Source organism: Streptomyces sp. NPDC050856, assembly GCF_040653855.1.
Lineage (GTDB): Bacteria > Actinomycetota > Actinomycetes > Streptomycetales > Streptomycetaceae > Streptomyces.
In genome coordinates, this window is sequence record NZ_JBFAGV010000037.1 from 46,869 (window position 1) to 58,510 (window position 11,642).

Annotated in this window: 9 protein-coding genes, 1 tRNA gene and 1 pseudogene; 8 read left to right on the plus strand and 3 right to left on the minus strand. The window is 75.2% G+C overall.

The window, feature by feature from the left end; genetic code table 11:
- Positions 1 to 156 precede the first annotated feature (156 nt).
- Entirely contained in the window at positions 157 to 1,083 is a 927-nt protein-coding gene (locus AB0H53_RS25785; protein ID WP_362117906.1) for a CHRD domain-containing protein, read from the plus strand.
- Positions 1,084 to 1,425: 342 nt separating this feature from the next.
- On the opposite strand, the gene AB0H53_RS25790 is transcribed toward AB0H53_RS25785, so the two are convergent.
- Positions 1,426 to 1,499 (minus strand) — tRNA-Pro (locus tag AB0H53_RS25790).
- 136 nt (positions 1,500 to 1,635) lie between these two features.
- On the opposite strand from AB0H53_RS25790, the gene AB0H53_RS25795 reads away from it, so the two are divergent.
- A complete protein-coding gene (locus AB0H53_RS25795; protein ID WP_362117908.1) occupies positions 1,636 to 2,106 on the plus strand; it encodes a DUF309 domain-containing protein in 471 nt (156 codons plus the stop codon).
- A gap of 167 nt (positions 2,107 to 2,273) precedes the next feature.
- On the opposite strand, the gene AB0H53_RS25800 is transcribed toward AB0H53_RS25795, so the two are convergent.
- A complete protein-coding gene (locus tag AB0H53_RS25800) occupies positions 2,274 to 2,927 on the minus strand; it encodes a TetR/AcrR family transcriptional regulator (RefSeq protein ID WP_362117911.1) in 654 nt (217 codons plus the stop codon).
- A gap of 164 nt (positions 2,928 to 3,091) precedes the next feature.
- Here AB0H53_RS25800 and AB0H53_RS25805 point away from each other — a divergent pair, with 164 nt between their 5' ends.
- Complete coding sequence (locus AB0H53_RS25805) at positions 3,092 to 3,925, plus strand: phosphatase PAP2 family protein (RefSeq protein ID WP_362117914.1); 834 nt, start codon at positions 3,092 to 3,094, stop codon at positions 3,923 to 3,925.
- Positions 3,922 to 4,920 (plus strand): DMT family transporter, encoded by a 999-nt coding sequence (locus tag AB0H53_RS25810; RefSeq protein WP_362117917.1) that lies wholly within the window; start codon positions 3,922 to 3,924, stop codon positions 4,918 to 4,920. The genes AB0H53_RS25805 and AB0H53_RS25810 overlap by 4 nt, the downstream gene beginning before the upstream one ends.
- 437 nt (positions 4,921 to 5,357) lie before the next feature.
- On the opposite strand, the gene AB0H53_RS25815 is transcribed toward AB0H53_RS25810, so the two are convergent.
- A complete protein-coding gene (locus AB0H53_RS25815; protein ID WP_362117920.1) occupies positions 5,358 to 5,714 on the minus strand; it encodes a bifunctional 3-phenylpropionate/cinnamic acid dioxygenase ferredoxin subunit in 357 nt (118 codons plus the stop codon).
- A gap of 664 nt (positions 5,715 to 6,378) precedes the next feature.
- Between AB0H53_RS25815 and AB0H53_RS25820 the strand changes: the two genes are divergently transcribed.
- From AB0H53_RS25820 to AB0H53_RS25835, 4 genes and pseudogenes are all read left to right on the plus strand, one after another.
- Positions 6,379 to 8,868, plus strand: a complete 2,490-nt coding sequence (locus tag AB0H53_RS25820) for an FAD-dependent oxidoreductase (RefSeq protein ID WP_362117923.1) — start codon at positions 6,379 to 6,381, stop codon at positions 8,866 to 8,868.
- Positions 8,869 to 8,880: 12 nt separating this feature from the next.
- Positions 8,881 to 10,044, plus strand: coding sequence for an N-methyl-L-tryptophan oxidase (solA, locus tag AB0H53_RS25825; RefSeq protein WP_362117926.1), 1,164 nt, complete (start codon positions 8,881 to 8,883; stop codon positions 10,042 to 10,044).
- A gap of 10 nt (positions 10,045 to 10,054) precedes the next feature.
- Positions 10,055 to 11,206 (plus strand): aromatic ring-hydroxylating dioxygenase subunit alpha, encoded by a 1,152-nt coding sequence (locus AB0H53_RS25830; protein WP_362117929.1) that lies wholly within the window; start codon positions 10,055 to 10,057, stop codon positions 11,204 to 11,206.
- Between the two features lie 116 nt (positions 11,207 to 11,322).
- Positions 11,323 to 11,642: pseudogene (locus AB0H53_RS25835) on the plus strand (amino acid permease); the annotation flags it as partial.

Below are 11,642 nucleotides of genomic sequence, written 5' to 3' on the forward strand. Positions count from 1 at the left end.
GGATACGTGTCATCACGGCGTACGACTCACCGTCCACCGACCGGTCGCGGACGGTGAAGATCCCTTTGAACAACGCGGGCGCCGGGTCCGTCAGTTGGGGTAACCGGCCGCCGTGGCGTGAACACGGCGGCCCCACCCGGCGGAAGGACACATGCGATGCGAAGGCGTACGTGGGGCCTGTGGGCCACGGGAGTCGTCCTCGGCCTCCTGGGCACCTCCCCCGCCGCGGCCGACGGCAGCCATGGCACCGGCCACGCCCGGACCGCCTCCGGCAAGGCGCGGGGCGGGAAGGTCTCGCTGGCGGCCATCGCCACCGGCGCCCAGGAGGTGCCCGATCCGCACGGTCCGGCGGTGGGCGACGACGACGGAAAGGCCGCGGTCGTCGTCAACGTACGGGGGAAGCGGATCACCTTCGCCCTGCGGTGGCAGGGCATCCTGGCGCCCACCCAGGCGCACATCCACCGGGGCCGGGCGGGTGAGAACGGTGATGTCGTGGTCCCGCTGTTCAGCACGCCGATGCCCGAGGGCGTCCACGCGGCGGCCGGCCACATCTCGGTGGAGGACGCCGAACTGGCCCGGCACATCCGCCGCGACCCGGGCGCCTTCTACGTCAACCTGCACAACGAGAAGTTCCCCGGCGGTGCGGTGCGCGGCCAGCTCGAACGTCTGCACAAACCGGCCAACCCGCTCGCCGTCGTGAAGGGCGGCAAGATCCTCGCTCTGGCCAGCGGCCTCCAGGAGGTGCCCAACGGCGACGACAAGCCGGAGGGCGACATCGACGGCGTCGGCATCGCCTTCCTCCACCCCAGGGGCCGTGACGTCGGCTACTCCCTGGTGTGGACGAACATCACCGCTCCCGTCGCCGCGCACGTCCACGAGGGCGGCTTCGGCAAGAACGGCGACGTGCGCATCCCCCTGCTGACCACGCCGGTGCCGGACACCGTCTTCGCGGTGTCCGGCACCGTCAGGCACCAGGACGCCCGGTTGCTGAAGCGCCTCGCCGCGCGCCCCGGCCACTTCTACGCCAACCTGCACACCGAGGAGTTCCCCGACGGGGCCGTCCGGGGCCAGTTGTTCGGCTGACCCCCGACCCCGGGCCGACCGCTCCCCGGCCGCCGCTCCGTCACCCGGCGCGGCGGCCGCCCGCGCCCGCGAGGGCGGCCCCGTCGACTCGCCTCCGGTGGGATGAGGCCGGAACAGGTGGGGCACCGCGACCTGGAACCGCGACGCGACGGCGTACACCGCGCTGCGCTTCCCCGGCCAGTACTCCGACCCTGGGTCCCAGCTCCACGACAACCGCCACCGCCACTGCGGTGCGGGCACCCCGGGGCCATGGGGAAGCCCCTGGTCTCCCGCTGGTCCCCAAAAGACCTCGAGGCCGTATCGGATCATTCCGATACGGCCTCTGACCTGCGTAAACGCAAGTCGGGACGACAGGATTTGAACCTGCGACCCCTTGACCCCCAGTCAAGTGCGCTACCAAGCTGCGCCACGTCCCGGTGCGCGCTGCCTCGGCTGTCGCCGGGATGAGCGCGCAAGAGAACATTACCTCACTCGCGGCCGGGGCCGGTCCGGGGCCCGCGGGATGGTGGACAGCGCTCGCCCGGTGCCCGCCGAGCGGGTGACAATCGGGGCGTGGACAGGACACGGAGGGACCGCGACGCGGAAGGACGGGCCCGCAACGCCCGCCCCCGGGACGGGCTGGGACGGCCGCTGCCGTACGGCCGGGCGGGGGTCGAGCGGCAGCCCGAGGGGGTGGAGCGGACACCGGAGGAGACCCTGCGTGAGGCGCAGCGGCTGCTGGACTCGGGGATGCCGTTCCACGCCCATGAGGTCTTCGAGGACGCCTGGAAGTCCGGTCCCGAGCGGGAACGCGAGCTCTGGCGGGGGCTGGCACAGCTGGCGGTGGGGCTGACGCACGCCGCCCGTGGCAATACGGCCGGCGGGGCGCGGCTGTTGCTGCGGGGCGCGGACCGGATCGGCGCCTACGGCACTCCGTACGGCATCGACGTCCCCGGTCTCGCCGCCTGGGCCCGGGAGCTGGCCGGCCGGCTGGACGGGGCCGTGGACCCGGCGGCCCGGGCGCCACGGCTGCGCCTGCCGTAGTCCGTCTCCCCCGCCCCGGGACGGGGGCGGCCCCTCCTGGGCACCGCCCGGGACCGTTCCGTCGCCCGGCGAGCCGGCGGGCCGGGCCGGCGGCCCCGTCCACCGCGGGGGTCGGAGCGCGGCCCCGCCCGTCACAGCCTGGGCGGGCCGCCGGCGCGTCGCGTGGCTCAGGCCGGCGGGTCGGCCGTCTCCCCCGGCGTCGTCGCCGTCGCGGTGGAGGCCGGGGCGGGGCGCAGGGCGGGCAGGAGCACCGCTTCCACCAAGGCCGGCAGCGCCTCGTCGGCGGCGAACCGGTCGTCGAAGAGCCGCTCGATCCGCAGGACACCCAGGAAGCAGGGGGCGACGAAGCCGATCGCCGGGTTGCCGGCCTCGATCTCGCCGCGCTCCACACCGCGCCGGAGCATCGCGTCGAGCGCGGCGACCTCGGGGCTGATGACGGTCTCGCGCAGCGCCTCCCGCAGGTCGGGGTGCTGGAGGTACGCCTGACCGACGGCTTCCATGAGCTCGGTGTCCCCGCCCCGGCGCCCGGCGACGGCCCGGGCGGCCGCGCGCAGGTCGCCGGCCAGTGACCCGGTGTCGATGTCGGTGAACAGCGGGCGCCGGCTGGTGCCGAGCGCGGCGGTGACCAGTTGCGCCTTGGTCTTCCACTGCCGGTAGAGGGTGGCCTTGCCGCACTTGGTGCGGGCCGCCACGCCCTCCATGGTCACGGCGTCGTAGCCGCCCTCCCTGAGCAGGTCGAGCACGGCCCGGTACAGCTCCAGCTCGCGCTCCGGCGTGATCTTGCTGCGGCGAGCGGCGGCGGTGGCGGCCTGCGTGGACATCGGCTTCTCCCCGTTCTGCCTGGCTGGGCGGTGTTGCGCACGTCCGAGAGTAGGCAGCGCTCAATCGAGACGCAAACGTATCGAGACGTTTGCGTCTCGATGAAATCGGATCTACGCTTCGTGGCGTTTGCTACCGATGTGCCGCACGAAGAAGAGGCCGAACAATGGCTGCCGGGATACGTCCTGCGGGACCGGAGACGACCGAGACGCCACGGCCACCCATGGTGCGAGAGTTGCTCCTGGTGACCGCGCTCTTCCTCGTCTACAAGTCCGGCAGGCGGTTCGCGAACGGGCACGAGACCCGCGCCTTCCACAACGCCGACCGCGTGTGGGACCTGGAGCGCGCCCTCCACCTGCCCGGCGAGGGCGCGGTCCAGGGCCTGCTGCTGCGGGACGGCGGTGTGGTGCACCTGGCCAACACGTACTACGCGTACGTGCACTTCCCGGCGACGGTCGCCTTCCTCGTGTGGCTGTACTGGCGCCGGCCCGCGCACTACCTCTGGTCCCGCCGGGTACTGGCCCTGCTCACCGCCGCCGCGCTGGTGCTGCACCTACTGGTACCGCTGGCCCCGCCGCGCATGCCCGCGGCCTTCGGACTGGTCGACACCGCGCGGGTCTACGGGCCCTCGGTGTACGGGGCGGTTCCGGAGACGGACACGGTGGCGAACCAGTTCGCCGCGATGCCGTCGCTGCACTTCGGCTGGGCCCTGATGGTCGCGATCGGGCTGATCGCCGCCACCCGCGCGCGGTGGCGGCCGCTGTGGCTGCTCCACCCGCTGGTCACCCTGCTCGTGGTGGTGGGCACGGCCAACCACTACTGGCTGGACGCGCTGGTGGCCACGGCCCTGCTGGCAGCGGCGCTCTTCTTCGTGCGGGCGCCGGGGGCCGCCGGGGCACGCGGGCCCCTGGCCCGCGCCGGGGAGCCGCCCGGCGCGCTCCCCTCCCTGCCGGCGCCCGAGCCGGCGGCTCCGGCCCTGACCGCCGAGGCGCTGCGATGAGGGGCACCCTGTTCGCCGTTCTGCTGTCGCTGGCGTCCGCCGCCGGGTACGCCCTGGCCGCCGTCGCCCAGTCGCGGCTGGCCGGGGCCGGCGCCCCGGGGGGTGGCGCGCTGCGGTCGCTGGCCACCCGGCCGCTGTGGTGGTGGGCGATAGGCATGAACGCCGCCGGTGCGCTCACCCATGTCGCGGCGCTGCACCACGGTCCGCTGACCCTGGTCCAGCCGCTCGGTGCCCTCACGCTGGTCGCCGCGCTGCCAGTGGGCGCCCACTGCAAGCGGCGGCGGGTGACCCGCCTGGAGTGGCGCGGCGCCCTGTGGACGCTGGGCGGACTGCTCGGCCTGGTGGCGGTGGTGGGCCCGGCGGCGCCGGGAGACGCGCTGTCCCTGGCCGAGGCGCTGTCGGTGGCGGCGGCGACCGCGCTGCTGATCGCCGTGCTGGTCCGGCGCGGTTCCGCCGCGGTACGCGGCCGGGACGGGCGCCCCGGGCTGGGTCACGCGACGGCGTCCGGGATCGCCTCGGGTGTCGCCTCCGCCCTCACCCAGACGGTCACCGCGTCCCTGGCGCGGGAGCTGCCCGGCGGCCCGATGAACTGGTGGCAGACGGCGCTGCTGGCCCTGCTGGTCTCGGCCTTCGCCACGGGCGGGCTGCTGCTGTCGCAGACCGCCTACCGGGGCGGGCTCGCCGCGCCGCTCGCGGTGGTCAACCTCGCCAACCCGGCGGCGGCGGCCGTGATCGGGTTGGCGCTGCTGGGCGAGTCCTTCCGCGCGGGCCCGGCCGGCTGGCTGGTCGCGCTCGCCTCGGCGGCGGTGGCCGCGCGCGGCGTGATGCTCCTGACCACGGGCGCCCCGGCGCCCGCCTCCGTCGCCGGGCCACGGCCGGCGGAGACGCCGGGGCTCGCGACCGGTTCCGTGCCCGGCCCCGGGCCCGCTGCCGAACCCGTGGTCCTGCCCGCGCCCCGCGGTCCGGACCCGGATCCCGACCCGCTCACGGCCTGAGCGGACGCGGGCCGGCCGTCCGGCCCGGCGCCCCGCGCCGGCCGGCCGCCCGGTGCCGGCCCGCCCGGCCCCCCTCGTCACCGCCCCGGCAGCGTCCACGCTCGGCCGCGTGGAGTGCTCCAGGTCCCGGCGGCCGTGACCGGGGTCAGCCCTCCCCGGGCCGCCGGTGCGCGGAGCCGGCCCAGGGCCCCGGCCGCCTCCGCAGCGGCCCGCCCGGCCGGTCGCGCCGGAGGCGGAACTCCTCGTACGTGCCGTCCTCGCGGTGGTGCCGGCGCCTCAACCGGGTGGACGGGGTCACCGATGCCGGCCGTGCGTCGACGCGCCAGTCCCGCTCGGAGGGGCCGCGCGGCCAGAGCCGGTCGCGGGCCCCGCGCACACGGTCCCCGGGCCCGGCCGGGTCGTGGTCCGGCGGCGTCCGGGACGGCGAGCGGCACGTGTCAGGGCTCCCGGCCGGGCACCGGGCGCGGTGCCGTCGCGGTGGGCACGGCCGGGGCGTCGGACGGCCGCACGTGGATGACGCCGTCGGCCACGACGACCTGGTGGGTGCGCACGGGGCGGCGGGCGGGCGGAGAGGTCGGCCGGCCGGTACGGAGGTCGAACGCGGCCGCGTGCAGCGGGCATTCCACCAGGCAGCCCTCGACCCACCCCTCGGAGAGCGGCGCGTCCTGGTGGGTGCAGGTGTCGTCGATGGCGTACAGCTCGCCGTCGGCGTTGAACACCGCGATGGGCGGCGTGCTGTCGAGGCGGACGGCCTCACCCGCCGGGAGGTCTTCCAAGCGGCAGACGGGAATCACAGGCCCCCCTGTGGGTCGGGGCTTGACGGGGCTGGTGGCTACGATGCGTCGCGTCGCGCCGTGCGCACGCTGAAGCGCTGTGCGCAACAGAGTCCGGTCGGGCGCCCGGCGCGTCAAGGGCTTCCCCGGGATGCGGCTTCCACCGGGACCCGACGTGGCGGGAGTTGAGCCCTGTCCCGTGGCCGGAGCGCGCGGACGGCCGGAGCCGCCAGCCGGCCGGGCGGGGGCCCGCGGGCGGACCGGCACCGGACGTCCACGGGCGCCACGGGAGCGGTCCGTTCCGTGGACCGCGCGGTGAGCGTGCCGGAGATCCTGGCCCGGCACGGCGAGGCCGGTGTCACCGACGCGTCGGCGGCGGGTGGGCACGGCCGGTGACGGTGTCTCGTACCGGGCGGTGCCCGGGACGGCCGGCCGGGCCGCCCCGGCCCGTGCGGCGCGTTCCCGGCACCCGCGGCGTTCCCCGGCACCGCGGCGTTCCCGGCACCCGCGCGTTTCGGGCACCCCGGCCCGGGGCCCCTTGACGGCCTCTCGCCGTCGTTCCCACCATGTTCCCCAACGCGCAACCCGTCGTGTCCCGCGCAACAGCGCCGGGAGTGCCGTCGTGGTTCCGGGCGCCCGTGTCGGCCCGCGCCCCGGCCGCCCCGCGGACCCTCAAGGAGGGGGCATGTCGCAATCGCCCGCACGCGCTCCCCGACCCACGCCCCGCCCCACGCCCCGTCCCGGTTCCCGCCCCCGTGTGGTGGTCATCGGCGCCGGTGTCGTCGGCTGCTCACTCGCCGACGAGCTGACCGAGCGCGGCTGGAGCGATGTCACCGTCCTCGACCAGGGGCCGCTGCCCGCCCCCGGCGGCTCCACGTCGCACGCCCCGGGACTCGTCTTCCGGACCAGTCCGTCCAGGACGCTCACCGGGTTCGCCGCCTACACCGTGGAGAAGTTCGGCACCCTGGAGGTCGACGGGGTGCCCTGCTTCCAGCCGGTCGGCGGGCTGGAGATCGCCACCACCGGGGAACGCTGGGCCGAGCTCCACCGCAGGGCCGGGTTCGCCGCCTCCTGGGGGATCCGCGGCGAACTGGTCCCGGCCGGGCGCTGCAAGGAGCTGTGGCCGCTGCTGGACGAGCGCAAGGTCCTCGGCGGGTTCCTCACCCCCGGTGACGGACTGGTCCGCGCGGTTCTCGCCTGCCGGGCGCAGGCGGCCCGGGCCGAGCGGCGCGGCGCGCGCTTCCTCGGCCGGCACACCGTGACCGGGATCGAGAGGGCGGACGGCCGGGTGACCGGGGTCGTCACCGACCGGGGGGCCTTCCCGGCCGACCACGTCGTGTCGGCGGCCGGCTTCTGGGGCCCGGTCGTGGGGCGGATGGCCGGGGTGGACGTCCCGCTGCTGCCGCTGGCGCACCAGTACGTGAGAACCCGGCCGCTGCCCGAACTGGCCGGCGCCCGCGCCGAGGCGTCCCGGCCCGTCCTGCGCTTCCAGGACCGGGACCTGTACTTCCGTGAGCACACCGACCGCATCGGCATCGGCAGTTACGCCCACCGGCCACTGCCGGTCGACCCGTTCGCGGTCCCCTCGTACGACGAGGTGTCCACTTCGCCCACCCGGATCCCCTCGGTGTTGCCCTTCACCGCAGAGGACTTCGCCCCGAGCTGGGAGGACAGCCGGTGGCTGCTGCCCGCGCTCGCGGGCAGCGGGATCGACGAGGGCTTCAACGGTGTCTTCTCCTTCACCCCGGACGGGCTGCCGGTCATCGGCGAATCGCGCGCCCTGCGCGGCTTCTGGCTGGCCGAAGCGGTCTGGGTCACCCACTCGGCCGGGGTCGCCAGGGCCGTCGCCGAGTGGATGGTGGAGGGGCGGCCCCGGGCGGACGTCCACGACTGCGACCTCGCCCGTTTCGAGGACGTCCAGCGCACCCCCGCCTACGTCGCGGACCGGGGCACCCAGCAGTTCATCGAGGTGTACGACATCGTCCACCCGCTCCAGCCCATGGAGCGGCCGCGTCCGCTGCGGGTGAGCCCGTTCCACTCCCGGCAGCGGGAACTGGGGGCCCGCTTCCTGGAGGGCGGCGGCTGGGAGCGGCCCCACTGGTACGAGGCGAACGCCCCGCTCGCCGAGGGCCTGGCCCTGCCGGAGCGGGACGGCTGGGCGGCCCGCCACTGGTCGCCGATCGCCGCGGCGGAGGCGCTGGCGACCCGCGAGCGGGTGACGATGTACGACATGACGCCGCTGCGCAGGCTGGAGGTCAGCGGCCCCGCCGCGTGGGCCTTCCTCCAGCGTGTGACGACCAACGACCTGGCCAGGGGGCCGGGCACCGTCACCTACACGCTGCTGCTGGACGAGTCGGGGGGCATCCGCTCGGATGTGACCGTGGCGCGGCTGGCGGACGACCGCTTCCAGATCGGGGCGAACAGCCCGGCCGACGAGGACTGGCTGCTGCGGCACGCGCCCGAGGACACCGACATCCGCGACATCACCTCCGGCACGTGCTGCGTCGCCGTCTGGGGGCCGCTCGCCCGCGACCTGGTCCAGCCGCTGACCCGGGACGACTTCTCGCACCGGGGCTTCGGCTACTTCCGCGCCAAACGCGCCCACCTCGGCCATGTGCCGGTGACCGCCATGCGGCTCAGTTACGCCGGCGAGCTCGGCTGGGAGCTGTACACCAGCGCCGACCTGGGGCTGCGCCTGTGGGACACGCTCTGGGAGGCCGGGCAGCGGCACGGTGTGGTCGCGGCCGGCCGGTCGGCGCTCAACAGCCTGCGGCTGGAGAAGGGCTACCGCGCCTGGGGGCACGACATGACCGACGAGCACACCCCGTACGAGGCGGGCCTCGGCTTCGCGGTCCGTATGGACAAGGGCGACTTCGTGGGCCGCGCCGCGCTGGAGAAGGCGGGCGAGCCGCGCCGCCGGCTCACCGCGCTGCTGCTGGACGACCCGGCGGACGTGGTGCTCGGCAAGGAGCCGGTGTACCTGGACGGGGCGCCGGCCGGGTACGTCACCAGTGCCTCCTACGGCTACACGCTGGGCCGCTGCGTCGCGTACGCCTGGCTGCCGCCGCTCCCCGCGGGTACCGCCGCGCACATCGAGTACTTCGGCCGGGCGCTGCCCGCGACCGTCGCCGAGGAGCCGCTGTTCGACCCCGGGATGAGCCGTATCCGCCGCTGAGGAGGGCCAGCCGTGTCACCCACCCATGATGTGATCGTGGTCGGGCTGGGCGGGATGGGCAGTGCCGCCGCCCACCACCTGTCCGAGCGCGGGGCCCGGGTACTGGGCCTGGAGAGGTTCGGCCCCGTCCACGACCGGGGTTCCAGCCACGGCGGTTCGCGCGTCACCCGCCAGTCCTACTTCGAGGACCCCGCCTACGTACCGCTGCTGCTGCGCGCCTACGAGCTGTACGAGCGGCTGGAACGGGACACCGGCGGGGACATCGCCACGCTGTGCGGCGGGCTGATGCTCGGCCGCCCCGAGTCCCGGACCGTCTCCGGATCGCGGCTCTCGGCCGAACGGTGGGGACTGCCGCACGAGATGCTGGACGCGAAGGAGGTCCGGCGCCGCTTCCCCACCCTGGCGCCGGCCGACGACGAGGTGGCGCTGTACGAGGCGCGGGCCGGACTGCTGCGGCCGGAGAACACGGTCGCCGCGCACCTCCGGTTGGCCGCCGGGGCGGGTGCGGACCTGCGCTTCGACGAGCCGGTGCTGCGCTGGGAGCCGTACCGCGACGGGGTCCGCGTGCACACCGCCCGCAGCAGCTACGGCGCGGGGCAGTTGGTGATCTGCCCGGGCGCGTGGGCGCCGCGGCTGCTCGCCGACCTGGGGGTGCCGTTCACCATCGAGCGGCAGGTCATGTACTGGTTCCAGCCGGTGGGCGGCGTCGGGCCGTTCCTGCCGGAACGCCATCCCGTCTACATCTGGGAGGACGCCGACGGCGTCCAGGTGTACGGCTTCCCGGCCATCGACGGTCCCGGCCTGGGCGCCAAGGTCGCCTTCTTCCGCAAGGGCACCGTCTGCACCCCGGAGACCATCGAGCGGGCGGTGCGCGACGACGAGGTGGCCGCCATGGCCGACCAGGCGGCACGGCTGATCCCGGCTCTCCCCGGCCGGTTCGTCAAGGCGGTCACCTGCATGTACTCCAATACCCGCGACGAGCACTTCGTGATCGCCCGCCACCCGGAGCACCCCGGGTCGGTCACCGTCGCGTGCGGATTCTCCGGGCACGGCTTCAAGTTCGCGCCGGTGGTCGGGGAGATCCTCGCCGATCTGGCCCTGACCGGCGCCACCGGGCACCCCGTCGAGCTCTTCGACCCCCGCCGCCCTTCCGCCGCCCCCGCGCCGTCCGCCTGAGGAGCCCGCCGTGCCGACACCGTCGCAGACGCCCCTGCCGCCCAGCCTGCTGGCGACCCTGCCCGGCAGCCACTACACCGATCCGGAGGTGTTCCGGCTGGAGCAGGAGCGGCTCTTCGAGGCGATGTGGTTCTGCGCCGTGCGCAGCGCCGATCTGGAGCGGCCCGGTGCCTTCCGTACCGTCCGGGTCGGCCGCGAGAGCGTGCTCGTCGTCCGCGACCGGGACGGCGGGCTGCGGGCGTTCCTCAACGTCTGCCGGCACCGCGGGGCGCGGCTGCGCCTGGAGGAGTCGGGCGAGGTGCGGCGCTCCCTGGCGTGCCCGTACCACGCCTGGACCTACGCGCTGGACGGCAGGCTGATCGCCGCGCCCAGCCTGGGGCGGATGCCCGACGTGGACCGCGCCGGGTACGGCCTGGTGGCGGTCGGGCTGCGCGAGTGGCTGGGCTACGCCTGGGTGTGCCTGGCCGACGACCCGCCGTCGTTCGAGGAGACGGTGATCGGTGCCGCGGTGGAGCGGCTGGGCGACGCGGCGGCCATCGAGCGGTACCGGGTGCGGGAGCTCGCGCTGGGCAGGCGGGTCGGGTACGACGTCGAGGCCAACTGGAAGCTGATCGTCGAGAACTTCATGGAGTGCTACCACTGTGCCACCATCCACCCCGAACTGACCGAGGTGCTCCCGGAGTTCGCCAACGGTTACGCGGCGCAGTACTACGTGGGCCACGGCGCCGAGTTCGGCACGGACGTCGAAGGCTTCACGGTCGACGGAAGCGCGGGTTTCGGACGGCTGCCGGAGGTGTCGGACGAGCAGGACCGCCGCTACTACGCGATCACCGTGAAACCCACGGTCTTCGTCAACCTCGTGCCCGACCATGTGATCGCGCACCGGATGTTCCCGCTCGCCGTCGACCGCACGGTCGTCGAGTGCGACTGGCTGTACGCTCCGGAGATCGTCGCGTCGGGCGCCGACGTCTCCAAGTCGGTGGAGCTGTTCCACCGGGTCAATGTCCAGGACTTCGCGGCCTGCGAGCGGACCCAGCCGGCGATGGGGTCCCGCGCCTACCGTTCGGGAGGGGTCCTGGTGCCGAACGAGCACCACATCGCGATCTTCCACGCCTGGCTGTCCGACCACCTCGAAGGCGCCCGTGCCCGACCCGGCCCCTGACGGCCCGCCCCCTGCCAGGCCGCCCACGATGTCCGCCCCGCGAGGCCGGCCGCCCGTACCGGCCGACGACGACGCCACCGCCGAACTGGCCGCGTTCGGCCACCGGCCCGGACTCGATGCTGGTGGCACGGGTGCGCGGCCGGTGGCAACCGGCCGCCGGGAGGTTCTCGCTGGGCCGCTGGGGCCTGCCCGTCAACGCCGTGGCCGTGGTGCGGGGCGCCGCGATGACCGTCAACCTCGCCTGGCCGCGCGCGGCCGTCTACAACGCCACCGCGCCCCACCACGGGTACCTGCGGTGGGGCGCGGGTGCTGTTCGTCGGCGGGACGGCGCTGGGCGGCTTCGCCTGCTACTGGTTCGTCCAGCGGCACCGTACCGGGGTACTGGCCGAGCACGCCGCCGCCCCCGCCGCCCCGGCCCGCGCCGGGGGGTACGGCC

Excerpts from the sequence above, each read along its gene's own strand:
- AB0H53_RS25785 (WP_362117906.1), top strand. The coding sequence starts at position 157 with ATGCGAAGGCGTACGTGGGGCCTGTGGGCCACGGGAGTCGTCCTCGGC.
- AB0H53_RS25800 (WP_362117911.1), bottom strand. The coding sequence starts at position 2,927 with ATGTCCACGCAGGCCGCCACCGCCGCCGCTCGCCGCAGCAAGATCACG.
- AB0H53_RS25805 (WP_362117914.1), top strand. The coding sequence starts at position 3,092 with ATGGCTGCCGGGATACGTCCTGCGGGACCGGAGACGACCGAGACGCCA.
- AB0H53_RS25810 (WP_362117917.1), top strand. The coding sequence starts at position 3,922 with ATGAGGGGCACCCTGTTCGCCGTTCTGCTGTCGCTGGCGTCCGCCGCC.
- AB0H53_RS25820 (WP_362117923.1), top strand. The coding sequence starts at position 6,379 with ATGTCGCAATCGCCCGCACGCGCTCCCCGACCCACGCCCCGCCCCACG.